The 25,769-nt window shown below is 67.7% G+C and carries 20 protein-coding genes, 1 tRNA gene and 2 pseudogenes; 11 read left to right on the forward strand and 12 right to left on the reverse strand.

Annotation, left to right across the window (positions count from 1 at the left end; genetic code table 11):
• The first annotated feature begins 14 nt into the window (after positions 1-14).
• Positions 15-2,111: an adenosylcobalamin-dependent ribonucleoside-diphosphate reductase gene (locus tag MSM1_RS01610; protein ID WP_307857326.1), complete on the forward strand. Its 2,097-nt coding sequence runs from the start codon at positions 15-17 to the stop codon at positions 2,109-2,111.
• 74 nt (positions 2,112-2,185) lie between these two features.
• Positions 2,186-2,484, forward strand: a pseudogene (locus tag MSM1_RS21405) (transposase family protein); the annotation flags it as partial.
• A gap of 108 nt (positions 2,485-2,592) precedes the next feature.
• On the opposite strand, the gene MSM1_RS01620 reads toward MSM1_RS21405, so the two are convergent.
• Positions 2,593-3,021, reverse strand: a complete 429-nt coding sequence (locus MSM1_RS01620; protein ID WP_213439892.1) for a cellulose-binding domain-containing protein — start codon at positions 3,019-3,021, stop codon at positions 2,593-2,595.
• Positions 3,022-3,468: 447 nt separating this feature from the next.
• Between MSM1_RS01620 and MSM1_RS01625 the strand changes: the two genes are divergently transcribed.
• From MSM1_RS01625 to MSM1_RS01640, 4 genes are all read left to right on the forward strand, one after another.
• Positions 3,469-3,765: a hypothetical protein gene (locus MSM1_RS01625; RefSeq protein WP_213439893.1), complete on the forward strand. Its 297-nt coding sequence runs from the start codon at positions 3,469-3,471 to the stop codon at positions 3,763-3,765.
• Positions 3,766-3,843: 78 nt separating this feature from the next.
• Positions 3,844-4,167: a hypothetical protein gene (locus tag MSM1_RS01630; RefSeq protein WP_213439894.1), complete on the forward strand. Its 324-nt coding sequence runs from the start codon at positions 3,844-3,846 to the stop codon at positions 4,165-4,167.
• 611 nt (positions 4,168-4,778) lie between these two features.
• The gene (locus tag MSM1_RS01635; protein ID WP_213439895.1) at positions 4,779-5,435 is read left to right on the forward strand and encodes a DedA family protein; all 657 of its coding nucleotides are present in this window, start codon (positions 4,779-4,781) and stop codon (positions 5,433-5,435) included.
• A gap of 389 nt (positions 5,436-5,824) precedes the next feature.
• Positions 5,825-6,268: an anti-sigma factor antagonist gene (locus tag MSM1_RS01640; RefSeq protein ID WP_213439896.1), complete on the forward strand. Its 444-nt coding sequence runs from the start codon at positions 5,825-5,827 to the stop codon at positions 6,266-6,268.
• Between the two features lie 50 nt (positions 6,269-6,318).
• Here MSM1_RS01640 and MSM1_RS01645 read toward each other — a convergent pair whose 3' ends face one another.
• The gene (locus MSM1_RS01645; protein WP_213439897.1) at positions 6,319-6,774 is read right to left on the reverse strand and encodes a maleylpyruvate isomerase family mycothiol-dependent enzyme; all 456 of its coding nucleotides are present in this window, start codon (positions 6,772-6,774) and stop codon (positions 6,319-6,321) included.
• A 155-nt stretch (positions 6,775-6,929) separates the two neighbouring features.
• Positions 6,930-7,180 (reverse strand): annotated as a pseudogene (locus tag MSM1_RS22845) (ArsR/SmtB family transcription factor); the annotation flags it as partial.
• Between the two features lie 115 nt (positions 7,181-7,295).
• On the opposite strand from MSM1_RS22845, the gene MSM1_RS01655 reads away from it, so the two are divergent.
• Positions 7,296-8,660: an HNH endonuclease signature motif containing protein gene (locus tag MSM1_RS01655; RefSeq protein ID WP_213439898.1), complete on the forward strand. Its 1,365-nt coding sequence runs from the start codon at positions 7,296-7,298 to the stop codon at positions 8,658-8,660.
• 44 nt (positions 8,661-8,704) lie between these two features.
• Here MSM1_RS01655 and MSM1_RS01660 read toward each other — a convergent pair whose 3' ends face one another.
• Positions 8,705-9,550: an energy-coupling factor transporter transmembrane protein EcfT gene (locus tag MSM1_RS01660; RefSeq protein WP_213439899.1), complete on the reverse strand. Its 846-nt coding sequence runs from the start codon at positions 9,548-9,550 to the stop codon at positions 8,705-8,707.
• Positions 9,547-11,583, reverse strand: coding sequence for an ATP-binding cassette domain-containing protein (locus MSM1_RS01665; protein WP_213439900.1), 2,037 nt, complete (start codon positions 11,581-11,583; stop codon positions 9,547-9,549). The genes MSM1_RS01660 and MSM1_RS01665 overlap by 4 nt, the downstream gene beginning before the upstream one ends.
• A gap of 110 nt (positions 11,584-11,693) precedes the next feature.
• On the opposite strand from MSM1_RS01665, the gene MSM1_RS01670 reads away from it, so the two are divergent.
• Together MSM1_RS01670 and MSM1_RS01675 are read left to right on the forward strand one after the other, a co-directional pair.
• A complete protein-coding gene (locus MSM1_RS01670; RefSeq protein ID WP_213439901.1) occupies positions 11,694-12,194 on the forward strand; it encodes a MarR family winged helix-turn-helix transcriptional regulator in 501 nt (166 codons plus the stop codon).
• Positions 12,195-12,294: 100 nt separating this feature from the next.
• Positions 12,295-15,030: an ATP-binding cassette domain-containing protein gene (locus tag MSM1_RS01675; RefSeq protein ID WP_213439902.1), complete on the forward strand. Its 2,736-nt coding sequence runs from the start codon at positions 12,295-12,297 to the stop codon at positions 15,028-15,030.
• Between the two features lie 35 nt (positions 15,031-15,065).
• Here MSM1_RS01675 and MSM1_RS01680 read toward each other — a convergent pair whose 3' ends face one another.
• From MSM1_RS01680 to MSM1_RS01700, 5 genes are all read right to left on the reverse strand, one after another.
• On the reverse strand, positions 15,066-16,493 hold the full coding sequence (locus tag MSM1_RS01680; RefSeq protein ID WP_213439903.1) for a NarK/NasA family nitrate transporter: 1,428 nt from the start codon (positions 16,491-16,493) through the stop codon (positions 15,066-15,068).
• 215 nt (positions 16,494-16,708) lie between these two features.
• Positions 16,709-17,398: an acireductone synthase gene (mtnC, locus tag MSM1_RS01685; protein WP_213439904.1), complete on the reverse strand. Its 690-nt coding sequence runs from the start codon at positions 17,396-17,398 to the stop codon at positions 16,709-16,711.
• Positions 17,395-17,967, reverse strand: coding sequence for an acireductone dioxygenase (locus MSM1_RS01690; RefSeq protein WP_213439905.1), 573 nt, complete (start codon positions 17,965-17,967; stop codon positions 17,395-17,397). The genes mtnC and MSM1_RS01690 overlap by 4 nt, the downstream gene beginning before the upstream one ends.
• Positions 17,964-19,625 carry an S-methyl-5-thioribose-1-phosphate isomerase gene (gene mtnA, locus MSM1_RS01695; protein WP_307857254.1) on the reverse strand — a complete coding sequence of 554 codons (1,662 nt, stop codon included), beginning with the start codon at positions 19,623-19,625 and terminating at the stop codon, positions 17,964-17,966. The genes MSM1_RS01690 and mtnA overlap by 4 nt, the downstream gene beginning before the upstream one ends.
• 166 nt (positions 19,626-19,791) lie before the next feature.
• Positions 19,792-19,864, reverse strand: a tRNA-Asn gene (locus MSM1_RS01700).
• A 137-nt stretch (positions 19,865-20,001) separates the two neighbouring features.
• Here MSM1_RS01700 and MSM1_RS01705 point away from each other — a divergent pair.
• Positions 20,002-20,250 (forward strand): hypothetical protein, encoded by a 249-nt coding sequence (locus tag MSM1_RS01705; RefSeq protein WP_213439907.1) that lies wholly within the window; start codon positions 20,002-20,004, stop codon positions 20,248-20,250.
• A gap of 12 nt (positions 20,251-20,262) precedes the next feature.
• Here MSM1_RS01705 and dnaG read toward each other — a convergent pair whose 3' ends face one another.
• Both dnaG and MSM1_RS01715 read right to left on the reverse strand, forming a co-directional pair.
• Positions 20,263-22,176 carry a DNA primase gene (gene dnaG, locus MSM1_RS01710; protein ID WP_213439908.1) on the reverse strand — a complete coding sequence of 638 codons (1,914 nt, stop codon included), beginning with the start codon at positions 22,174-22,176 and terminating at the stop codon, positions 20,263-20,265.
• A 132-nt stretch (positions 22,177-22,308) separates the two neighbouring features.
• A complete protein-coding gene (locus MSM1_RS01715; protein WP_213439909.1) occupies positions 22,309-23,562 on the reverse strand; it encodes a deoxyguanosinetriphosphate triphosphohydrolase in 1,254 nt (417 codons plus the stop codon).
• A gap of 138 nt (positions 23,563-23,700) precedes the next feature.
• Here MSM1_RS01715 and MSM1_RS01720 point away from each other — a divergent pair, with 138 nt between their 5' ends.
• Positions 23,701-25,686, forward strand: coding sequence for a TPM domain-containing protein (locus MSM1_RS01720; protein WP_213439910.1), 1,986 nt, complete (start codon positions 23,701-23,703; stop codon positions 25,684-25,686).
• Positions 25,687-25,769: the final 83 nt, after the last annotated feature.

Below are 25,769 nucleotides of genomic sequence, written 5' to 3' on the forward strand. Positions count from 1 at the left end.
GATCGGTGAAAACCGTGCTGCACGCGGCGGCGTGGCCAACCAAGGTTCGGCGCCGGGACGGGCGTGTGGTGCCGTTTGACGTTTCGCGGATCGAGGCCGCGGTGATGCGCGCCGCGCGCGAAACAGGGCATGCCGATCCCGGGCTGGCGCCCAGCGTGGCCAAAGCGGTCGCCGACACCCTCGCCCGCCACCCGCAAGGATCGCCGGTCAGCGTCGAGGACATCCAGAACCTGGTCGAGAAGCAGCTCAACTCGGCCGGGTATGAAGACGTCGCTCGCGCCTACATCATCTACCGGCAGCGCCGCGCGGAGCTGCGGGCCACCAAGGCGCTGCTGGGGGTGCGCGATGAGCTCAAGTTGAGCCTCGCCGCGGTGACCGTGCTGCGGGAACGTTATCTGCGCCGGGACGAGCACGGCAAGCCGATGGAGTCGACCGGTGAAATGATGGACCGCGCGGCGTTTTTCGTTGCCTCAGCCGAGGATGGCTATCGGCGGGGATCCTCGGCACGATGGGCGGAGCGTTTCTCGGCGCTGCTGCGCAGCCTGGAGTTTCTCCCGAATTCACCAACCCTGATGAACGCCGGCACGTCGCTGGGCCTGCTGTCGGCCTGCGTCGTACTGCCCCTAGAGGATTCGCTGCGGTCGATCTTCACGACCCTGGGACAGGCTGCCGAAATACATCAGGCAGGCGGGGGCACCGGGTACAGCTTTTCACAACTGCGTCCCGCGGGGGATCCGGTGGCCGGCACCGGCGGCGTCGCCAGCGGGCCGCTGTCATTCCTGCGGCTCTTCGACGCCGCCGCGACCGTGGTCCGCATGGGTGGGCGTCGCCGCAGCGCGTCGATGGCGGTGCTCGACGTGACCCACCCCGACATTTATGACTTCGTCACCGCCAAGGCCGGCGCGCCCGCAAACCTGACGCAGTTCAACCTCTCCGTCGGAGTCAGCGACGCTTTCATGCGCGCCGTCGAACGCCACGACACCCACCCCCTGGTCAATCCTCGCACCGGCAGGACGGTTGGCCGGGTGAACGCTGCCGATCTGTTCACCGCGATCTGTGAAGCCGCCCACGCCTGCGGCGACCCCGGCCTGTTATTCCTGGACACCATCAACCGGGCCAATCCGGTACCCAACCTCGGCCGCATCGAAGCGACCAACCCGTGCGGGGAGGTTCCGCTACTGCCCTACGAGTCCTGCAATCTCGGCTCAATCAACTTAGCGCGGATGACCACCGACGGCAGGATCGACTGGGACCGTCTTGCCGGGGTGGCGGCGCTGGCGACACGGTTTCTCGACGATGTGATCGACGTCAGCAGGTATCCCTTCCCCCAACTCGCCGACGCCAGCAGAGCCACCCGCAAGATCGGTCTGGGCGTGATGGGCTTGGCAGAGCTGCTAGCGAGCCTCGGCATCCCCTACGACAGCCCGCAAGCGGTTCGGCTGGCCGGCAGGATCGCGCGTCACATCCAGCAGGCTGCCCGCGCCACGTCCGCGGAGCTGGCCCGTGCCCGGGGATGCTTCCCGACCTTCGCGGACAGCAAGCTGGCACCCGCGATCCCGCTGCGCAATGCGCAGCTCACCGCGGTGGCCCCGACCGGAACCATCTCGTTGATCGCCGGCACCACTTCGGGGATTGAGCCGATGTTCGCGGTCGCCTATGTCCGCGCCGTGCTCGGCAGCCACCTGCTGGAAGTCAACTCCTACTTCGAGCGCCTCGCACGCGACCAGGGCTTCTACAGCGATGAACTCATCGCCGAGATCGCCCGCAGCGGCACGATACGCGCCAACCCCCGCGTTCCCGAAACCGTTCGCGCCTGCTTCCCCACAGCACTGGAAGTCGCACCCGAATGGCATCTGCGCATGCAGGCGGCGGTGCAACGCCATGTCGACGCCGCCGTGTCCAAGACCATCAACCTTCCGGCCACCGCCACCCCCGACGACGTCCGGGCCATCTACCTCGGCGCGTGGAAAGCGAAGGTCAAGGGCATCACGGTTTATCGCTACGGCAGCCGTGAAGACCAGGTTCTCACGCTAGCGGAACACGACTCCGGCCCGCCGCGTGCCGATGCCACGTTCAGCGGTGGTTGCGCAGCCGGAACCTGCGAATTTTAGGGCTCTTGTGACAGTTCTGTGGGTAAGTTGCCTGTTTGCGGAGGCGCACGTCGTTGCCGCTTAAGGTTTCTGGCTTGTCGCAGGTAAGGACCAAAGGGGCGGGCAACGACGGGCGCAATGTGGGGTTATGGCGTGGGCTGTTGGGTGTCGATAAACGGACGGTGGTCGAGGGCATCGAGTCTCCGCGCGGAACGGGTCGATGGGTCGAGCTGGTGGTGGGGCGGGTGCGGTCACGAAGCGGTGTTTCGCGCCGCTGTGGACGCTGTCAGCGCAGGGCGGCCTGCTATGTGTCGACCGTGGTGAGGGCCGGCGCCGCTGGCCGGGCCTGGATTGGGGCACCGTGCAGGTGGTGCTGGAGGCCGAGGCGCCACGGTGAACTGCCCCGGGGGTGGATGCGGGCGGACTCAGTCACCGGCGCCGGAGCGGCTGAGGCTTCACCAGAGCAGAATCAGAGCCCACATGGCATCGGCCGTACCCTGCTCTAGGTGCAAGGATATTGCCCATTGAGCAGACAATTCGACGGTGGCGAGTAAGTACCGGTCAGCACACCTCGTAGACCGCCCGTGGCCGAACCACCAGGTGCAATGATGCGATTCCAATTAGCGGGCCGGAGAACATAATGCGTACCAGATCGTGCAACAGTGCTATTCCACGTGTGCGAAATGGATTCCCCCACCGGCAAGTCGAATTCAAGCTTCCAATCGGTTAGCGGCACCGTGCTTAAGTTCGTGACGGTGAAGTGGGCGATAAAGCCGGTCTGCCACGTCGAGGTCACCGACAACGTCGCCGTGGCTGCAGCCGCATGAGCTACAGGGGTGATGGCGAGTCCGAGAATGGCAGCTGTCGATGCCGACACAATTGCGTGAAGCGCTGTCCGCCAGCGCTTCACGCAATTGCTCAGTCCGCCCACGACAGTCGACACTACAGCTATCCAAACGATGTCGACCGTCCCGTCGTGAGCAAGCTACGGTAACTTTGCCCAACCGAAACCGTCATGAAATTTGAACCTCGACACCCGGAACCAGGTATCGACCTGGCCGCCGGTGACCTTGCGGGCGGCGAGTAAGCCGGCCTGCCAAAAACCACATGCGACTACTAAGCGCACATCACGGCGACAGCAACCGACTACCCGGCTCGGCACCGCCCGCCACGCACCATACTCAACTGAACCAGCGCAACCTACTAACCCAGAACCAAAGTCCTGACAGCTTCCCTCCCCAGATAATGGCGGGATGGCGCCACCGTTCCTTCGTATTCCGCTGGGTGTGGTGTGTGTGGTTGGTGGCGCGATGGTGGCGTTCAACCCGGGGCCGCCCGGGTTTCGCAGGAGTCATTCTCTACACCCGTCACGGGTGTCATGCTCATCGCCGGCGCCATCTGGATGATCGTGGCCGCGTGGCGCGAGCACCGCGAAGCGAAAGCCGAAGGCGGCGGGGAGCACCCCCGCGGGAATCCACCCCGGCATGCGGCGAAAGAAATCCGAACCAGCAAGATCCGCCTCTGGGCCGGTCTGGCCGTCATAATCCCCACGAGCTGCTGGATGCTGTGGTGGGGAATGAATTCCGGCTATCTGTCGCTGGTCGGACTGGGGATCGTCGGCGTCGCGTTCAATGTGGTCGCACTCGTCACCTTGATTCTGTATCCCGACAGATAGACCAGAACACCAAAGCCACTTAACCGAAATGCGATTCGGGAGCCTACCGCGCCTGCGGGCCCTGCGAGCACGATCCTGGTGCGCGGCAACTCGGCATTCGGCACCAACAAGGTGTTCACCACCTGCGTTTCCCAAGGCGCCGAGTTCTCCTTGTCGGTGAGAAGCAAGCGCATCACCACCGCGATCCAGGCCATCGACGAGGCCGCCTACACCATCCGCGTGGATCTGGCATTGCGGGTTTGCCCGGCCCACTGGTTCGGGCCAGCCCGGCTCGACGGCCGCGCCGATCCGACCCGGCAGCGCGCGATGGATCTTGCCGAAGGCCCAGCCTTGGCCCACCACGGAAACCGTCGATGGGAGGTCGGCACGGTGACCCCGAATTCCGGCGGCAAATTCCCCTAGCGCACCCGCAGGCCAGCACGGACCGGATCGCGGTGAACACGGCTCCCTTCTCGGCTGGCGCGGCTCTGCCGCCCTGCGGATGCGGGATGAACTCGGGCAGCAGCGGATCGGCGATTTCCCGAATCGCGCATGGTGAATCGTCATCTCGCCCGGGAGCGTGGTTACCACGCGTCGCCGCCATACGACCCAGAGCACATGCACACCTGCAGCATGACGGCTTTAAACCAAGCGCTGTGCCGAGCGCGCTCGCTACCGGCGCCGAAGACACGCGGCTTCTGTTTCCTGCGGGCATTGAACCGAAGGTGTAATCACTAAATAGTCAGTGTGAAAATACATTTCGCCTCCAAGACAGTGTGCTCAGGATGGAGGCGAGCCGCACGTGAGGCAGTGATGCCGCACACCCATGGCGATCGTGTTCGAAGAAGGCCACTGTGGCTCGGGCGAAATCGCTAATGCTGTTGGTGTAACACGTGTTCCGATGCCACTCCGAGCCAGGCGAGAGTCTGGTACGGTGGGCTGTTTGCCGGCGTGCAGGGTATAACGTGAGACGGGAGGGCGGCCCGCGGGCAGGCCGGGCGACCTGGGCGCACGGGGTCAGGCATGCTTGACGCATGAGCGTGGACTCCCTGCTGCAGTCGATCCCGCCGCTGACGGTGTATCTGGTGGTCGGCGCCGTGGTTGGGATCGAGAGCCTGGGTGTTCCGCTCCCGGGCGAGATCGTACTCGTCAGCGCGGCACTGCTGTCGTCACGTCACGAGCTGGCCGTGCATCCGTTTGCCGTCGGCGCTGCCGGGGTACTCGGAGCGGCGATCGGTGACTCGATCGGCTACGCGGTAGGTCGCCGGCTCGGGATGCCGCTGTTCGATTGGCTCGCACGGCGCTTTCCCAAGCATTTCGGTCCCGGACACGTCATGCTTGCTGAACGGTTGTTCGATCGCTGGGGCGTGCGAGCGGTGTTTTTCGGGCGTTTTATCGCGTTGCTGCGGATATTCGCCGGGCCGCTCGCCGGCGCCCTGAAGATGCGCTACCCGCGGTTTTTGGTGGCTAACGTCTCGGGTGCGATCTGCTGGGCCGGCGGCACTACGGCCCTGGTCTATTACGCCGGAGTTGCCGCTGAGCGCTGGCTGGAGCGTTTCTCGTGGTTTGCGCTCATCGTCGCCATCGTGTGTGGCCTGGGCGCTGCCGCTTTGCTGCGGGAACGCACCTCGCGCGTAATCACCGAACTCGAAGCCGAGCACGCCCGCAAGTCGGATACATCGGGCGCCTGACCGATCCGGCGATCTAGCCGAGCCGACCGGAAACACCGCTGAATGGCCAGCATTGGGCCGTGGGCAGGCCGGGTCGGCACTCTGCGCGAGCCGACCGGAGATTACGCGGCGGGTAGCCGGCCATGTTCAGCATGCCTCGGGATGGGTAGCGACGGTATTGCGGACCACGTTCCGCGTAATCGGCCTTACCGTTCTCTTAAGACCGTCATATAGACAGACGGCACGTCTCGTTATACAAATGAAATATAGGAAGTGACGCCCTGTCGTTCCGCCGGGGACAGGCATCAACCCCATCTTCACATGGGCGAGACGGACATCGATCCTATCTTCGGACACATAGGACGGGCATCCATCGCGGCGCCTCGGCGCTAGTCGAGTAGGAGTCCACCATGGACCTGGCCACAGCAGAATTATTTCCCAGCCACTTGATGCTAAGCACACGTCTGACGACGGAACTAGGCGCTGCGCGCAGCACTCTGAGGGCGACCACGGAGCGTAGCGGCTCAGCGGTGGCGGTCCACGCCGGCGGTGAGATCGACGCCTGCAACGAGGGCACCTGGCGACGTCTGCTGGACGAGGCGGCCACCGCTGCGGTCCCACCCGGACCCTTTGTCATCGACACGAGCGGTGTGGAATTCATGGGTTGTTGCGCGTTCGCGGCCCTGGCCGACGTGGCGTATCGGTGCCGCCGTCGCGGAGTGGATCTGCGCCTGGTCAGCCGCCAACCGATCGTCGCCCGCGTCGTCAGGACCTGTGGGCTCAGCGACTTGCTGCCCGTTCATCCGACGATGGACTCCGCCCTGTCGGCGGCTACCGGGCTTCCGCAGGGCTGAAAACATACGCGTGGGGCGCGACGCTCAGCAGTCCGGCCAGCTCTTTCAGCCTATCGGCAGATGCGTTGGGCTAGGGGTGTTTTGCCTGGACCAAAAAGTTGATTGAGATCGTCCGGGCGCGCGGCCATGGCCATTAACAGCGCTTCTCCGGGGCCGCTTACCTCGGGGCCGTTGCCGTGGGTCCAGTCGAGGTCGGTTGCGACCAGCCGTATCCCGCGGGCGCGTTTCGCGCCACGCACCGCAGGAGCCGTCAGCGCATAGTCCAGCACCACGCGCAGACGCTGCTGCGGAATCGTGCGCGGGAGGCCGACGGGCCGACGGATGTCCTGCTGGTGGATCATGCCGTCGACCAGGGCGATCATCCCTCCGAAACCTGACGCCAGACCCGCGGTGGGATAGCGGCTCGCATCAGCTCGGTCAGCCGCTCCAGGGATCGACCGGCTTACTCGGCGACACCAATCGCGTTGACACGGTTCGGAATAAACCCGCCCGTGGCGAATCGCCACAGCAGCCCCAAGGGGCTGAGCTCGTCATAGCTCAGCACATGGGCGCGGAACGCTCATCGATCGGACAACCTCCACGGCTGCCGCTGAGTCGCTGCCATTGATGCTCCGCACTCGCCGGACCGCATCGGGTTCGGTCCAAATGCTTGGATGTCAGCGTCCGCTTCGGCCGCTGCCAGGATGGCGAAGTTGTCCAAAGCCGTTTCCCAGAAACGGTCGAAGTGGTCGCGCACGACTTGAAGCCCCGATCGGTTGAGGCGATACAGTCGGCGGGTTCCGCGATCGATTCGACCACCAGCTCGGCGCCTTTGAGCACCGGCAAGTGCTGCGACACCGCCGGCCGCGAAACCGGCAATTGCTCGGCCCGCACCCCCACGGCCTTAGGCCCGGCCGCCAGCTGGGGCGGCACCTCGCGTGCCGGAGTGCCTGTGGATCAATCTGTGTCTGCGGATAACCCGCGCGAATCCTCGTCATTCACGCCGGTCCAGGCCATCGATGTCAGACAGGCACGCTAGTTTTCGAATATGAGTTCGAGTAGTCGTGAGGAGATCGCCGAGGTCTTCGACGCGCTGCACGCGACCGTGTCGCGGTTGCTCGGGCTGTCGTTCGACGCACTGACAACTCCGGAACGATTGCGGCTGCTGGAACTGCTCGAACGGGAAACGCGCCGCCTGCCGGTGCCGGCGCACGAACTGATCAACGAGATCAAAGCCCAGGCCACTCCGGTTGAGCTGGGCGGCAAGCTCTGCCATGCGCTGGCCGACCGATTGCGCATCACTCGCGCCGAGGCGAGTCGGCGGATCCATGACGCCCAGGACCTAGGTCGGCAACGAGCGCTCACCGGCGAATGGCTGGAACCGCTGTTGGCAGCCACCGCGCTCGCGCAGCGGTCGGGGACCATTGGGTCGGCTCATGTGCGCGTGATCCGCGACTTCTGGCACCAGTTGCCCGGCTGGGTAGACCCCGAGACGCGGGCGCGAGCCGAAGCCCATCTGGTCCGCCATGCCGAACAGTTCCGGCCCGAGCAAGTGAGCAAGCTCGCGGAAAAGCTCGCCGACTGCGTCAATCCCGACGGGAATTTCACGGACGAGGATCGAGCCCGCCGGCGTGGACTGACATTGGGCCGGCAAGATATCGATGGTATGTCGCCGCTGCGGGGCTGGCTCACCCCGGAGGCGCGGGCGGGCCTGGAGGCCGTGCTGGCCAAGCTGGCAGCCCCTGGGATGGCCAACCCCGACGAGGAAACCCCGACGGTGGATGGCTCACCCGGTGAGGAAGCCATCCACCGCGACCACCGCTCAACGGCGCAGCGTAACCACGATGGGTTCAATGCCGCCCTGCGTGCGTTGCTGTGCAGCGGAAAACTCGGCCAACACAACGGCTTACCAGCCTCCATCGTCGTCACCACCACTCTGGGCGAACTGGAATCGGCTGCGGGGCGTGCGCTGACCGGCGGCGGGTCGCTGCTGCCCATGTCCGACGTGATCCGCCTGGCAGGCCACGCCCACCATTACCTCGCCATCTTCGACAAGGGCCGCGCCATCGGCCTCTATCACACCAGCCGACTGGCTTCGCCTGGGCAACGAATAGTGTTGTACGCCAAGGATCGTGGCTGCTCACACCCGGGTTGTGATGTGCCCGGCTATCTCACCGAGGTGCACCACGTCACCGAGTATGCCAAATGCCGGGAAACCCACATCGACGGCTTGACCCTGGGATGCGGACCGCACCACAGGTTAGTCACGTCCGGCGGCTGGCAAACCCGTAAACTCGCAAACGGCGACACCGAATGGATTCCGCCAGCGCATCTCGATTATGGACGGCCACGAACGAATACGTTCCATCATCCCGAGAAGCTCTTACGCGACGACGATGAAGACGATCCTTGAGCACAGTCACGCCGGTCGGCCATCCCCGTGTGCCTCAACAACCGCTAAGCAGCGAGCAAGATCAATTCGATTGCCAGCGCAGCGCCACTCATCGCGGCGACAATCGAAAGTGCAACCCAATCAGCGAGCTTCGGCCGAGACGGCGCAGCCGAGATCTGGCCGGTGCCACCACGGGCAGTGATGGCGTCACCCATCTCGTCGGCGCGTCGCAGCGTCACAGCGATAGCGGTGGCAAGAAGGTCAATCCGGTCCAACGCCCACCGCTTGCGGCGGGCTCGGCGGCTTCGCGGCACCTCTTTGGGTCGTAGCCGGCGGGCGGCGTATAGCACCCGAAATTCCTCGATCAGCATTGGAAAGGCGCGCAGTGCCAACGCTAAAGCCACGGCCCACTCATCGACCGGAATCCGCAATGCCCGCAGCGGACGACCCAGAACTGCTACGGCGGGCGCGATGTCGGCGATGTTGGTGGTCCACGACACCATCGCCCCCAGCCCGAGCAACACGATCGAGAGCGCGGTGACGCGCAAGAAGTTCAGGAGCCCCCCAATTCCGACGGACAACGTGCCGAACTCGATCACCGGCCTGCCGCCGGCCAGCGTGGCCGTAATGCCACCGACACCCAACAGGATCCACAGCCAGCGCGGGACCGACGGCAGGGCGCCGCGGGGAATACGCGCGATCCGGGCCGCAGCCAAAACCAGAACCGACACGAGGCCGATTGTCACCCATCCTGGATAGAAGGTTAGTAGCACCGAAATACCAAATACAACAAGCAATTTGGTTCCTGCCCACAGCTCGTGAACGGGTGACCGCCCGGGTACCGGACGCAACAACACAACCGGGCGGGAGCTGCGGCGAGTCGGGTGGCCCACCGGGTCGGTCGCGGTCATGGTGCCCCCCGCGCCACGGTCGACGCCGGCTCCAGCACGCCATCGCGCAGGTGCAGGATTCGCGGGCACAGATCCGCCAGCCCGGCGACGTCGTGCGAAATAACCACTAGGGTCAACCCCCGCTCGCGGCGCAGATCTTCTAGCAACCGCAGCAAACCGCGCGCGGTGGCCGTATCCAGCCCCGCCAATGGCTCATCGAGGATCAATGCCCGCGGCGAGCGTGCGAGCAGCCCGGCTAGCACGACGCGGCGCATCTGGCCGCCGCTCAGCTGGTCGATGCGCCGCTTGGCCAGCGCCGCATCCAGGCCCACAACGGCCAGCGCCGCCACCACGCGGGCGTGGTCGTTGGGCGGAAAGCCGGCGGCGGAAGCCACCTCCAGGTCGACGCGGCCGCGCATCAGCTGCAGCCTCGCCGCCTGAAACGACAGGGCAACGGCGCCGACCTGCTCGTGCGTCGGGTGACCGTCAAGCAGGCAGGTGCCCGTTGTGGGGATCGTCAGCCCCGCCATGATCCAGGCCAGGGTCGACTTACCCGAACCGTTGCCGCCATGGATCAGCACCCCGTCTCCCTGCTCCACCACGAAGCTGACGTTCCGCAGCGCGGATTTAGCCCATGGGGTGCCGCTGCCGTATTCGTGGCCGACATCGGTGAGTTCGAGCAGCGGAGCCTGCCGCCGGTGAGTCACCGCCGGGCCGCTCACCGGCGCGGTCCTCGCCTCGACCATTGCCGTATTGTCCGCCGAGTGACTGAGGTTGATCGTGCGGTCAGCGCAAGCAGCCTCGCAGTTGTAGTGGGTGATGTGCACCAGCGCCGTCCGGTGCCGCTTTGTCAGGCCAGACAGGACACCCATCAAGGCATCTCGGCCCCGCTGGTCGATCATGCTGGTGACCTCGTCGGCGATAAGCAGCGCCGGCTCCCGTGCCAGGGCCGCGGCTACCGCAAGCCGTTGCAACTCCCCGCCGGACAGGCTTCCGGTGTCGCGTTCGGCGAGACCATCGAGCCCAACCTCGGCGAGCAACTGGTTGACGTCGATGCCCTTTTCCGGCGGCAGCCCCCAGACGACGTCGTCGGCGACCCGCGTACCCAACACCTGACTTTCCGGGTGCTGCATCACGACCGCGGTGCCACCCGGTCGACCCAGGCCCACCGCTCCGGCACGGTCGACGCGGCCCGAGGTCGGTTCACGCCCGGCCAAGATCAGCATCAGTGTGGTCTTCCCCGACCCGTTGGCACCGGTGACGGCAACGTGTTCGCCGACCCGCACCTCCAGGCTGATTGCGTGTAGCGCGTCGTGATCGCTGCCGGGGTAACGGAAACCCACCCCGTCCAAACGCACCGGGACCGGCGCGATTGGCCCGGTCTCGGCCGGCGCGTCCAGTTTGTGCACGTCGGGGATGCCGTGCATGCGCTCCAGGACCCGCGACAATGCCCACCAACCAATGAAGGACATGACCATGATCGACACGACGAAAAAGCCGAGAATCAGCAACGGCCAGTGATGCAGCGCGCCGGCGACGAATCGCGTCAGATCTTCTGCGGCCGCCTCCAGGCGTGCCCGGGCGAGGACTGCGGCGACCCCGTCCACGTTTGCGGTGATCGTGTCGAAGATCAGGTGCCGCAGTCGCGCCAGGACGGCTAATGCGCCCACCACCGCGGCGCCGAAAATCGCGCCGGCCACCAGGGATGTCACGATCACGGTTGGCGTGCCGCGGCGGCTACGTTTGACGGCCCCGGTCAGCCCACCGATATAGGCGCTGTTGATGACCGTCATGAAGCCGCCCATGCCGGATATCAGGAAGGCGATCACCCCGGCGGCTGCCGTCGCCGCGATCAGGACGCGCAACCGGTAGCGGTAGGCCAGCAGCCCCATGGGCACGGTGCCTAGCAGCGCGAGTCCCGCCGCGAACGGCACGACCACCGCGATAATCGCGGTCGCGGCGCACAGCGCGGCCATGACCGATGCCTGCGCCAGTTCACCCGGCCGCAGCGACCCGCCCTGGCGAGACGGGGAGGCTGCGTCGGCGGCGATCATTGCATCGATTCTGCCAGTTGTCGGAGCCGGTCTCGCCGGTGCGCACGGGCACGCGTGCCGCGTGGCAGCCGACGTTGATCTACATAGCAAAGCTATGAAATCATGGGGGTATGGCATCGGCTACCACCACAGGCCCCGCTGTGGTCGACCACGTCGCGGGCGCCGGACCCGGATCCGGCCTGGGGGTGGAGCTGCTGGCCGTGGTCGCCCGGCTCAACCGGTTGGCTAACCAGCGCATCCAGCTGCCGTTGCCGGTGGCGCAGGCGCGGCTGCTGTCCACCATCGAGGCGCACGGCGAAGCACGCATCTGCGACCTGGCCGCGATCGATCATTGCTCGCAGCCGACAATGACCACGCAGGTGCGTCGGCTCGAGGAAGCCGGTCTGGTCAGCCGGACCCCCGACCCCGGCGATGCTCGGGCGGTCCGGATCCGCATCACCCCGCAGGGGGTGCGCACACTCAACCGGGTACGGGTGGACCGTGCGGCCGCGATCGACCCGCTGTTGGCCCGGCTGCAGCCGGCAGAGCGTCAGCTACTGGCCGATGCCGTCACGGTGTTGCGCCGTCTCGTCGAAGACGCCGCATCCGCGCCAGAGGGCGTCACTCGATAGGACCGCGCTGCGCAGCGCATACTCGGGGTAGGTCGTTTGCCCGGTGGGTAGAGAAGCATCGATCGGCCCGGCAAGACGGGGTGAGGAAAGGTGGCGGGCGATGCGGACCGAGGCGTTTGCCTCAACGTTGACCGTATGGGCGGGGCCTGCGAGGTATGTATTCCCCCCTGGCCGTGATGTCCTGGTGGGCCGTGACAGTCGATGCGACATCCGCCTCGACGAGCGGGACAACAGCACATGGACATCGCGCATCCACCTGGTACTGCGCTTCACCGGCACCCACTGGGTGGCCATCGACAGCAGCCTCAACGGCAGCTACCTCGACGGCATCCGGGTGTCGACCATCAATATTCACGATGGTCAAACCATCACCCTCGGCGATCCGCGGGACGGGCCGCGGCTGCTTTTCCGGCTCGGCGATCCGGCCGGCGTGCCGGCACGACCTCCGGCTCAACCCCCCGGCTCCGCAGGGCTCACCACCGCGTTGCCCTCCGGTGTGCGCCCCGGTCAACCCACGCTGCCCAGGCCCCTGGCGCAGCAGCCCCCTACCGACCCGGGTCGCTCGGCCACGCCGATCCGATTCAGCCACCCCCACGACCCGGTGACTGCGCCGCCGGGTCAGCGCCCGGCTCAGCCACCCCCGCCGACGGCCCGGCCGCGGCGGCTCGAGCAGCCAACCACCAGGCCGATGCGCCGTTCCCCGCCGACAGGCACCGACGACGGCCGTCAGGCTCTCCCCGCGAGGGTGTCCGGTGCGATGCGGGACCTGTTCTCCCGCCGGTCAGCTTCCCAACCGGACTCCCGACCAGACCCCCAACTCGACCCCCAACTAGACCCCCAACTAGACCCCCAACTAGACGAGGCCCCTCCGACCGAGCCGTTACGACGCCCAGATGTCGTCGCCGGGGAGACGGTGACCTCCCGCCCGTCACCGGCGGTGGCCGCCGACAGCGGTGACAGCGGTGCGCAAGAGCCGCCGGCGGTGGCCCCGCTACCCGCCGACAGCGGTGCGCAAGAGCCGCCGGCGTCGGCCCCGGCTCACGCCGAGAGCGGCATAACTGCGCCGGCGCCGCCGACCGGCCCGGCCGGGCTAAACGCCGACCGGCTGGGCCTCGTCGTCGATGGCCATCAGATGCTCGCGGACATTTCCCTCAGTGCACGCCCGGGAGACCTGATCGCCGTCATCGGACCGTCCGCCGCTCGCAACACGGCCCTGATCAACCTGCTGGCCGGCGCCCAGCGGCCCACGTCCGGCGAGGTCACCCTCGACGGTCACAACGTGCGCGCCCAGGGCGTGCGCTCCCGTATCGGGATGGTGCCGCGTAGCGACCTGGCGCACCGTCAGCTCACCGTCGAACAAGCCTTGGCCTACGCCGCCGAACTGCGGCTGCCGCCCGGCGCCTCCGCCGAGGATCGCCAGCGTGCGGTGGACCACGTTCTGGGCGAGCTGGAGTTAAGTCCGCACCGCGCTACCCGGGTGGGCAAGCTGTCCGCCGAGGAACGCCGACGAGCATCGATGGCCGTGGAATTACTGGCCGCGCCGGCGTTGCTCGTCCTCGACGATCCAATGGCCGGACTGGATCCGGCGCCGGGCCGCCGGGTGATGGCGATGCTGCGGCGACTCGCCGACGCCGGGCGCGTTGTCGTGGTAGCGACCGCAGCGCCGAGTCACCCGGAACTGTGCGACCGAGTGGTGCTGCTCTCCTCCGGCACCGTCGCCTACGCGGGACCACCCGCAGGGATCGCCGAGGCGATGGGCACGACCGACTGGCCGGACATGCTGTCGCGGTTGCGCAGCCACCGCGACAGCGGCCACCAAGCGTCCCTGACCCGCCGGCCTGCGCCGAGCCCCCCGGCACCTGCTGCGGCCAGCGCCCTTCCACCGCCGCCCGCGCACCTCGGGCTGTGGCGCCAGATCATCCTGGTGGTCCGCCGCCAGGCCCGTCTGCTCACCGCTAACCACCCCCACCTGCTGTTTTCGGCGATCCTGCCGTTCGCGCTGGGGTCGCTGGCATTCGCGGTGCCCGGCAGCACCGGCCTGGGCCAGGCAGATCCCTACGGGAACAACCCTCATGAAGCCAGTGAGCTCCTGGTCCTGCTCACCATCGCGGCGGTGATCATCGGCACCGCGCTGACCATCTACGACCTCGTTGGCGAACGCGCGATCTTTCGGCGTGAAGAAGCCGCAGGGCTATCGCCGTTCGCGTACCTGGCGGGCAAGGTCTTCGTTTTCACCGTGGCCGCGGCGATCGAGACCGCCGTCGTCACCGCCATCGTGGTCCTCCGCAAAGGCGCACCGGGCCACGGCGCCGTGGTTCTGGGCAACGCCGTTGTCGAGTTGTATGCCGCGGTAGCCGCGACGGCCATTGTCTCGGCGATCGTGGGACTGACCCTGTCGGCGCTGGCAACCTCCACCCAGCAGATCCTGCCGATGCTGGTGCTGGTGATCCTGATGTCACTGGTGTTCGCCGGGGGACTGGTTCCGGTGGTGGGCAAGCCGGGATTCGACCAGATCTCCTGGTTCATTCCCTCCCGGTGGGGGTTCGCGGCGTCGGCCGCCACCATTGATTTGCGCAGGGCTGATCCGCTGGCCCCGCATGACGAGCTGTGGACCCACTACTGGGGCTGGTGGCTGTTCGACATGACCGCGTTGGTTGCCTTGGGCGCGGTGTGCCTCGGGTTCCTGCTCTGGCGGCTGTTGCCGCCCGATTACCGGCAAAGCCACGGCGCCGCCAGCCGGACGGTGAGTCCTGGCGACCGATCGCTGCCACACCGAAGCGGGCCCCGGCCAACGGCGGCGGGTGAGCCGTCGGCCACCGGCCCCGCCCGGGCTTAAAGGAGCTCAACGCCCCGACCCCGGCAAAGCCCGCCTCAGCTACGCGACGGGCTTTTCGCCAGCTGCGGACGCATCGGCGGCTCCTGCGATCCGGGCCGCGGAAAGGGCCTGCGCACATACACCGTCCAGGTCAACAGCGCAGCGGCCACATAGCACATCATGAAGATCCAGAACGCCCCCGTCCCCGTGCCGGTGCTCAGGTAGGACTGCCGCAGCGCCAGATTGATGCCGAAGCCACCGAGTGCGCCAAACGCCGCAACGACGCCCATGACCACCCCCGATAGCACACGAGACCAGTCACGTTCTGCGGCGTCGCCGACTCCCAGCTCGCGGCGGCACTCCTCGAAGACGGTCGGGATCATCTTGTACACCGAGGCATTGCCGATCCCGGACAACACGAACAGGGTGAAAAAACTGACGATGTAGCCGGCCAGCAGCGCACCACCGGCCGGACCCGGGGTGTGATCGTCAATGGTGCTGACGCCGACCAGCAGCCCGGTGGCGAGAAACATGGCGACGAAGGCCATCAGGGTGACACGACCCCCGCCGGCCCGGTCGGCCAGCCGCCCGCCATACACCCGGGCCAACGATGCCAGCAGCGGCCCCAGGAAGGCGATCTGAGCGGCGTGCAGCGCGGCCTGCCGATGGCTTTGCCCACCGGCAAGGAAGTTGAGCTGCAACACCTCGCCGAACGCGAACGCGAAACCGATGAACGAACCGAACGTGCCGAGGTAGAGCAGCGCGAGCAGCCAGGTGTCGCGCTCGGACAGGACAGCCGACAGGATCGCCCGGAGATGGGTCGCCTCGACGCGGTGCTGCTCGAGGTTGTTCATGAATCGGGTCGCTCCGATGGCGGTGATCGCCAGCAGCACCAAGTAGACGGCGCCAACCCAATAGGGCTGCCGGTTGCCGGCGACGGCGATGACCAGCAGCCCGACTAACTGGATCGTCGGCACCCCCAGATTGCCGGCCCCGCCGGTAAACCCCAGCACCGTGCCCTTGAGTCGCTGGGGGTAGAACGCGTTGGCGACGGCGGTCGACGCCGCGAAATTGCCGCCGCCCAATCCCGTCAGCGCCGCGCACACCAGATATGGCCACAGCGGCAGCCCCGGGTGAGCCAGCAGCACCATCGTGCCCAGGGTGGGGATCAGCAGCAGAAACGCCGAGACGGCGGTCCAGTTGCGGCCGCCGAAGGTCGCCGTCGCCAGCGCGTAAGGCAGCCGCAGGAAGGCGCCGACCAGGGTGGCGACGGTACCGAGCAAGAACTTGTCGGCCACCGAAAACCCATAGACGCTCTGGGGCATGAACAGCACCATCACCGACCAGAGGGACCACACCGAGTAGCCGAGGTGCACGGCCATCACCGACCAGATCAGGTTGCGCCGGGCGATGACCTTGTTGCCGCCCTCCCAGGCCAGCACATCTTCTGGATCCCAGTGCGCGATGCGATGCGAGTGCCCCATGCGATCCCTGCCCTTCTCGAAACGCCCCGCGGTTAGCGGCCCTGGCTGCCGGGTCACCCCGAAGGCTAGCCGGGGTTGTCGCGCAGCCTGCTCCGAGTGGGTCGATCGCATCGGCGACGGCGTCGTCCCCCAGCCCGGGCGCCTCCCAGGATGCCAGACCGTTGGCCCCAAGCCGGTATCCCGCGCCGTCGAGCACCCTGGCACCCGCAACACCCTCACCGCCGGTGCAGGTCGACCTCGTTGAATGAGGCGATCCACCGGTGCGGGGGGCGTGGCGAATTCAGCTCGCCCGGCCGGGTGACGCCCAGCACCGACCACCCGGCGGCCGCCGCGGCGTCGAGCTCGTCGGGCTGATCCGAGAGGAACAAGATGTCCTCGGCGGGCACACCGATGACGCGCGCGATCCGCTGGTAGGAGGCGCTGTCGCGCTTCCCACCGGCGGTGCTCAGGTCGAACCACCCGCTGATCAACGATGCCAGTTCTTCCCCGCGGGCATAAGTGAACCAATCCTGTTGGTTGCGTACAGAGCCCGACGAGAACACGTACAAGGCGATATCGGCATCGTGCCATCGGCGCAGCGCCGGCGCCACGTCGTCGAAGAACTCCCCGTGCAGCACGCCGCTGCGAAACCCCTCCGCACAGATCAGGCCTTGCGCGGTTTTCAGCGGTTCGGCCTTGACATCAGAGTTCAGCCAGCCGCACAAGATGTCGGCCACCGCCGTCGTGTCGGCATCGGGTCGCCCGGCCTGAGCACGGGTTTGGGCGATCACCGCAGCGGCCGCACCGTCGCGGTTGTCGGTCAGCCACCGCCGAAGATGTTCTCGGGTGTAGCCATACAGGCGCTCGCGCACCGAATCGGTCGGGCTGACCGTGCCCTCGATGTCGAGAACGACCGCAGCGATCATGCGATGAGCTGATCGAGCGTGGGGAACCGCTCACCGATAGGGTCGCCGGTGAAGTCGCCAACCCAGCCGTTGGGCTCCTCAAAGAACCGGATCGCCACAAAATCCGGGCGCTCGCCCGTGTCGAACCAGTGGCGAGTCCCGGCCGGCACCGACACCAAGTCGCCTGCGGTACAGACCAGCGCCACCACCTCCGGCTCCAGGCGCAGGTAGAAGCAGCCCCGGCCGGCGACAAAAAACCGCACCTCGCCCTCGGCATGCCGGTGCTCGGACCGGAACTTTTCGCGGGCGGCCCTGGCCTTCTCCGCCCATCCCGGATCGCTGTCGCCGGGCTGCAGTCGGGCGACGTCGATGTAGCGGTAGCGGCCGTCGGCGTTGAGCGCGGCGACGCGGTCGCCGTAATAGGAAAGGATCTCGGCGGCCGGAGTCGCCGGGCTAAGACCGGGCATCGTGGGCCAGCGGCCGAAGCCGACGCCACGCTCGGCGAGCTCGGTGCCGATCACGGTGGCATCGTCGCTGCGCAGCCGCACGTCGGTGGCGTCGCTGGCGGCCATCACCTGCAGCAACGTCATCTCGGTTCCTTTCCCGGCTCCTTTCCACGACGCGGGGATGCGAGCTCGCGGCGGCCGGTGAGGCTCGCCAGCTTGCACATCGCCTCCAGGCATTCCGCGTGATTGCGGGCCTGCTCGAGGTCCGCGCCCCAGGAGGTGATGCCGTGACCCGCGACGAATATCACCGGTGCCGCGTCGGGGTGCTCTAGCAGATAATGCTCGACGTCGGCGCCGATGCGCGCCACGTCGACGTGGTTGGCGAACACCGGAATTTCGATGGCCTCCGCCGAGCGATCGGGCTGCAGTCCCTTGATGAGCTCGTAGCCGCTGAACCGCAGTGTCGGTGGCGCATCGATGGACTGCGCGGTCGCGTACGGCGAGTGGACGTGCACGACGGCACCGGCACCGGTGGCCCGGTAGATAGCGGTGTGGATGGCGGTCTCCGCCGATGGCTGCCGCGTTCCTGAGACCTGCTGCGAGTCAGCGATATTCACCGTAACCAGGTCGTGCGAGGTGAGCTCACCCTTGGACAGCCCGCTGCCCGTGATCACCGCGGTCTGCCCGGTGCGCACCGAGATATTGCCTGCGCTGCCCGCCATCCAGCCGCGCGCATACAGCCGACGGGCGACCTCGGGAATCTGGCTCTCGGCGCTCGCAGCGGGGGCGCTATCTAGATCACGTTGTCCTGCAGGGATGTTGACGCTACTCACCACGCCGTTTTCGGTGACGACGGCGGTGATCAGCTCCGGCGGGGTGATATCGAAGGCAGGGTTGAGCACCCTGGTGCCCTGGGGGGCGGTGGGCACGCCACCGACATGGGTAATCTCGGCCGGGTCTCGTTCCTCCACAACGATCTGGCGACCCGTCACGGTAGCCGGATCACGGGTCGACTCGGGCGCGACCACGATGAAGGGGATAGCGTGACGGTGTGCCGCCAGCGCAAGCGCGTAGGTGCCGATCTTGTTGGCCACCGAGCCGTCTGCCGCGATGCGGTCTGCGCCGACGATCACGCAGTCGACCTGTCCGGTGGCCATCGCCCACGGCGCGGCCGAGTCGATCATCAGCCGGTGCGGGATGCCGGCCTCGGCCAGCTCCCACGTCGTCAGCCGGGCCCCCTGAAGCAGCGGGCGCGTCTCACCGACCAGCACGTTCTCGATCTTGCCTCGGGCATGCAGCACCCGCAGCGCGCCCATAGCCGTGCCGAACCCGGCGGTTGCCAGTCGTCCGGTGTTGCAGTGGGTGAGCATCCGCAGCGGCCGATCGGGGCACAGCCGCTGCACCAGGTCCGCCGCGTGGGTGGCGGCAGCCCGGTTGACGCGGCCGTCCTCGGCCAGCATCTCCAGGGCCTCGTGCAGGACGGCCGGTGCGCCCAGCGGCAGCCTGGCCAGCGCGCGCTGCACACCGCGGGCCAGGTTGACCGCCGTCGGCCGCGCCGCAGCGACCCGCTCGGCCTCCGCCGTCACCTTCGTGATATCCCCAGCGTGCGCGAACGCCGCCAGCACCACCGCGAACGCCCCGGACACCCCGAGCGCGGGCGCTCCCCGTATGGCCAGCGTCTTGATCGCCTCGATGACCTCGTCGACACTCGTGAGCCGCAACAGGCGCACCTCGCGCGGCAGCGCGCGCTGGTCGATGACCACCAGCGCGTCCCCCGCCCATGTGATCGAACTCTCACCCACCCGCGTAACACGTCGATCGCGGACCACAGCCATGGACCACAGCCATGACAATCTTCGGAGCTTCACCCCCACCTTGCCACGGGCCGGGCTCGGCTGTTCTCCTGCCGCGCAGGTGAATTCGCTCTATACCCCGGCTTACGGCGGCGCAGGCGACCGTGAACACCCGCTCCCCCGGAAGGACTCGAACCTTCAACCCTTCGGTTAACAGCCGAACGCTCTGCCAGTTGAGCTACAGGGGACCGCCCTATCCGCCTATCCGCACGGCCTATCCGCACGGATAAGCGCCGTTCGCGCGACGACTCTAGCGTACCGACGTCCAGCTGGGGAGATCGGCCCGGTGCCGCGCCGGGCCGGGCCCGTGGGGCAGGATGGACCCATGATCCGGTATGCCGTCGCGCTGGGACTCGGCTACGTGATGGGCGCGAAAGCCGGGCGCCGCCGCTATGAGCAGATCGTTGGCACCTACCGCGCCGTGGTCGGTAACCCCGCGGCCAAGTCCGCGATCGAGGCGGCGCGGCGCGTCATCGCCAATCGCCTCTCGCCGGACACCCGGATGGTGACCCTGGCCGAGATCGACAGCCAAACCAGCGTGGTCGAACCGCGGAAGCCACGACGCGCAACCTGAGGCCTGAAGGTGTCACGGGCTTAGATCATCACCGGTGGCCTGCTCTAACAGGCTGCGCCGATAGGCCTCCATCGCGACCAGGTCCCCGAACAGCGCGTGGTACTCGTCGGCCTGGTCGACCGGCGACATCCGTTGCAGCTTGGACTTCACCTCAGCGATCTGCCGGCCCACCCAGACCTCCTGCACGCGAGCCAGCACCCCGGTGATATAACGCGGCAGCTTGTCCTCGTCGGCAACACGTATCGCCTCCACCCCCAGCTCGCTGACCAGCGCAGCGGTCACAGCCGATCCGGCGTGCTGGCGCACCGCTTCGATCCATTGAGCGCCCCCGACACCGGCCGCGACGCCCCCCGCCGCGGCGATGGCCGCACGCACGGCGGCGTAACCGGGATGCGTGAAGCCCTCGGCGGCCAGCGTGTCGAACACCGGCCCGGCCAGTGCGGGGTATTGCAACGCCGACTTGAGCGCTTCACGCTGTGGCCACAGCGTCAGGTCGCCCGGGTCGGGACGCAGGGTGGCCGGTTCGGCCGGGCTGCTGGCGGCGGGTGTGGCCACGGCACGGCGGGGGCGGCCGCCGTGGCTGAGGCGTTTGGGGCTGCGCGCCTCGGCACGCACCCGGTCGATCACCTGCGCGACGTCCGCCCAGCCGACCCAACCGGCGAGCTGGCGAGCGTACTCGTCGCGCAGGGACGGATCTTTGATGCGGGCCACCATCGGCACGCACCGGCGCAGCGCGGCCACCCTGCCCTCCGCGCTGTCCAGATCCATATCGGCGAGCGTGGTGCGAATCGCGAACTCGAACAGCGGGGTTCGTCGAGCCACCAAATCACGCACCGCGCCGTCCCCAAACTCCACGCGCAGCTCGCAGGGATCCATGCCGCCGGAGACCACCGCGACGAAGGATTGGCCCGCAAGGTTCTGCTCGCCCTCGAACGCCTTGAGCGCGGCGGCCTGGCCCGCCTTGTCACCGTCGAACACGTAGATCAGCTCGCCGCGAAAGAAGTTGTCGTCCATCATCAATCGGCGCAGCATCGCCAGGTGCTCGCTGCCGAACGCCGTTCCGCAGGCTGCCACCGCCGTGGTGACACCGGCTAGGTGCATCGCCATCACGTCGGTGTAACCCTCGACGACCACGGCCTGATGGCCCTTGGCGATGTCTCGTTTGGCCAGATCGATGCCGAACAACGCCGAGGACTTCTTGTACAGCAGCGTCTCGGGGGTGTTGACGTACTTAGCCTCGATGGGGTCGTCGTCGAACAGCCGGCGGGCTCCGAACCCGAGCACCTCCCCCGCTGAGCTGCGGATCGGCCACAGCAGCCGCCGGTGAAACCGATCCATGGGGCCATGGCGACCCTCGCGAGACAATCCGGCGGCTTCCAGCTCCTTGAAGTCAAAACCTTTGCGCTGCAGGTGTTTTGTCAGCGAGTCCCAACCCGACGGGGCAAACCCGCAGCCGAAACGCCGAGCCGCGTCGGCGTCGAAATTCCGCTGCGCCAGGTAATGGCGGGCCGCCTCGGCCTCCTCGGACGCCAGCGCCTGCATATAGAACTCCGCGGCGGCAGCGTTGGCCGCGACCAGCCTGCTGTGGCTGCCGCGGTCGCGCTGCACGCTGCTGGGCGCACCGGTGTAGCTGATCCGGTAGCCGATCCGGTCGGCGAGCAGCTCGACCGCCTCGACGAAGCTGATGTGCTCGATCTTCTGGACGAACGCGTAGACGTCACCGCCCTCCCCGCAGCCAAAGCAGTGGAAATGGCCGTGGTTGGGGCGCACATGAAACGACGGCGACTTCTCGTTGTGGAACGGGCACAAGCCTTTGAGCGAATCCGCACCGGCCCGCCGCAGCTGGACGTAATCGCCGACGACCTCGTCAATGCGGACTCGTTCGCGGATGGCGGCGATATCGCGATCTGGGATACGACCGGCCACCGGCTCAGTGTAGGGCCCGGCGACGATGCGGCCCGCGAAGCGGGACGAGAAGGAGCCGGGCAATCACACCGGGCCCGGCGACGATGCGGCCCGCGAAGCGGGACGAGAAGGAGCCGGGCCCCGGCCGGAGGGCTAACCGCAATCCGCCTCGATCCGTTCCAGCCGTCCTTCGGTATAGGAGGCGATCTGGTCGATGACGACCCGCAGCCTGGCCCCGTCGTCACCGGCGGTGTTGAACGCCGGGACGAAGATCGGGTCGAGGGTTCGCGGTGCCCCGGCGAGCAGCCAGTGCGCGACCCGGTGGATGCGTTCGCGCTGCACAGCCTGCATCTCCAGGTGTCGTGGATCGGACATGATGAATTGCAGCGCCAGGATTTTCAACACGGCAACCTCGGCACGGACCAGGCCGGGCACCTGCAGGTCGGCCTGATAACGTGCCACCGGCAGCGAGCCGGCAGCCGCGCGGGTGGCGGCAATCGCGGCCGAGACGAACCGGCCCACCAGCTCGCTGGTCAACCGTTTGAGGGCCACCGACGCCGACAGGGTGGCGTCGTACTTGCCGACCGCGGCCACCACCGGCAGCCCGGCGAGGCGTTGCGCGGCGTCAACCAGGTCGTCCGCACTCAGCTGAGAGAATTCGGATTCCCCCAATTTCCCCAGCGCCGCGGCCGCGTGGTCATCGGCGAGCACCCGCAGATCAATCCGCCCGGAGATGACACCGTCTTCCACGTCATGCACCGAATAGGCGACATCGTCGGCCCAGTCCATCACCTGGGCCTCCAGGCACGCCCGATTTGCGGACGCGCCCCGCCGAACCCACCTGGCCGCCTCGGCGTCCTCGTGGTAGAAGCCGAACTTGGCGCGGTTGCCAGAACGCGTCCACGGATATTTGGTGGCCGCGTCCAAAGCCGCCCGAGTCAGATTCAGCCCAACGCTACACCCCTGGGTGTCAATGACTTTGGGCTCTAATCTGGTGAGAATCCGGAAGTTCTGCGCGTTGCTCTCGAAGCCGCCGCAGATGGCGGCGATCTCGTCGAGCGCCTCTTCGCCGTTATGCCCGTACGGCGGATGCCCGATGTCGTGGGCCAGCCCGGCCAGCTCGACCAGGTCGGGATCACAGCCCAGCCCAATGGCCATTCCCCGCCCGATCTGGGCGACTTCCAGCGAGTGGGTGAGCCGGGTGCGCGGGGTCTCGCTTGCCCGGGGCCCGACGACCTGCGTTTTATCCGCGAGTCTGCGCAGCGCGGCGCTGTGCAGCACCCGGGCCCGGTCGCGGGCGAAGGCGGAGCGGTGCTGGCCTTCAGTGCCCGGCAGCCCCGCCGTCTTGGGTGCCTCCCGCACCCGCCGTTGACGGTCGAAATCGTCGTAGGGGTCCCGCTGGCTCATTGAGACACAGTCTGCCAGCCGCGACCGGAATTGCCCGGAAGCCGACGAGGGTGACCGTGCCGGCCTGACCCCGCTCCGGTAAGTGGTAGCCTCCGCGGGCCCACCAGGCCGCATCGCCACCGGGTTTAGATTGGCCACATGCGCGTTGCTCGTCTGCTCGCCGTCTTCCTGGCGCTCGCGATAGCGGGGCCGCTGGCGCCGGCCGCCGCGCAGCCGCCGTTGCGCCTGCCGGGCTACCTCACCGACGACGCCAACGCGCTGACCGGCTCCGGCCGTGCCGCCGTGCAGTCGGCCATCGACCGGCTCTACGCCGACCGGCGTATCCGGCTGTGGGTGGTCTATGTCGACACCTTCTCCGGGCAGGGCGCGGTGAGCTGGGCGCAGAGCACCCGCCGGGTCAGCGATCTGGGTGACTTCGACGCCCTGCTCGCGGTGGCCACCGTCGACCGCTCGTATGCCTTCCTGGTGCCCTCGACCGTGACGAGCATCAGCGCACGCCAAGTCGAGGATCTGCGGCGCGACCGCATCGAACCCGCGCTGCGCCGTGGCGACTGGAGCGGTGCGGCAGTGGCCGCGGCCAACGGGCTCAACGGGACGCCCGCGTCATCGGGATGGATGTCGCTGCTGGCCGCGTTGGGTGTCGTCGCGATCGGGCTGCTGGCCCTGCTGGTGGTCATGGGCTACCGGCGCAGACGACGCCGGGCAGCCGAGTTGGCGGCGGCTCGGCAAGTCGATCCGACCGACCCGGACGCGCTGTCCGCCCTGTCGTTGGACGCGCTGGACAATCTGTCGCGAACGATGGTGGTCGACGTCGACAATGCGTTGCGCACCAGCGTCAACGAGCTTGCGCTGGCGACCGACGAGTTCGGCGAAAACCGAACCGAGCCGTTCACTCGTGCCGTCAATAACGCCAAAGCGGCGCTGGCCGAGGCGTTCACCGTGCGCCACCAACTCGATGGCGCGCCACCCGAAAGCCCGGCACAGCGGCGCGAACTGCTGACCCGGGTGATTGTCTCCGCGGCGCGCGCCGATCGAGAACTGGAGTCGCAGACCGAGGCGTTCGAGCGGCTCCGGGATTTGGTGACCAACGCGCCGTCACGGCTGGACGGGCTGACGCAGCAGTTCGTCGAGCTGACTGCCCGCATTGCCCCGGCGCAGCAACGACTCGACGAGCTGCACCGCGAATTCGACGATGCCGCCCTGACGTCGGTATCGGGCAACGTCGACGCCGCCAAGGAACGGCTGGCGTTCGCCGAGCAGAGCATCGACCGGGCTCGCCAGCTTGCCGCCCGGCCGGTCGCCGGGCAACAGGGCGGTCTGGTAGACGCCGTCCGCGCCGCCGAGTCGGCGTTGGGGCAAGCCCGGGCGCTACTTGACGCCGTCGATAGCGCGTCGGGCGATATCCGCCACGCCGTCGCCACCTTGCCGTCGCTGATCGCCGACCTCCAGGCGGGCATCGAGCACGCCAGCGCGCAATTGCGCAACGCCCAGCCCGCTTCGGCCCCGCACACCCGAGACCTGGCCGCCGCGCGCGATTCGGCGGCCGAGGCCGTCGCCGCCGCGCGCGGCTCCACCGATCCGCTGGCCACGTTCACCCAATTGACCAAAGCAGCCGCGCAGCTGGACCGGCTGCTGGCCACCGTCGCCGAAGAACAGGCCGCCACCGACCGGCTCACCCGCGCATACGAGCAAGCGCTGTTCACCGCCCAGGCGCGGGTGCGCGCGGTGTCCGACTACATCGACACCCGTCGCGGCAGCGTTGGGCCCGAGGCGCGCACCCGGCTCGCCGAGGCGCACCGGGCGCTGCAAGCCGCGCAGGACAAGCAATCCACCAGCCTGACCGAGGCGATCACCCATGCCAACGAGGCGGCGGCCCTGGCCGCCCAGGCGCAGTCGCTGGCCAACGCCGATGTCGAGGCCGCGCAGCGCGCCTATAGTGCGCGCTACCCCGGGGGCGGCAGCGCGATGGGCGCGATGCTCGGCGGGATCATCATCGGTGACCTGCTCGGGGGCGGCTTCGGCGGCTTCGGGGGCGGCTTTGGGGGCGGTTGGAGTCCCACCTCCTACGGCGGGTCCCCCGGCCCGGGTGACGGCGGATTCCTGGGAGGCGGCGGGCGGTTCTGAGATTGGGCCCGCTCTACAGCCCCAGCGCTGTGCCGTGTCAGTCGGGCGCAGCGAAGGCCCGCGCTCAGCCAGGTCGCGCCGTT

Source organism: Mycobacterium sp. SM1, from assembly GCF_018361265.1.
GTDB lineage: Bacteria > Actinomycetota > Actinomycetes > Mycobacteriales > Mycobacteriaceae > Mycobacterium.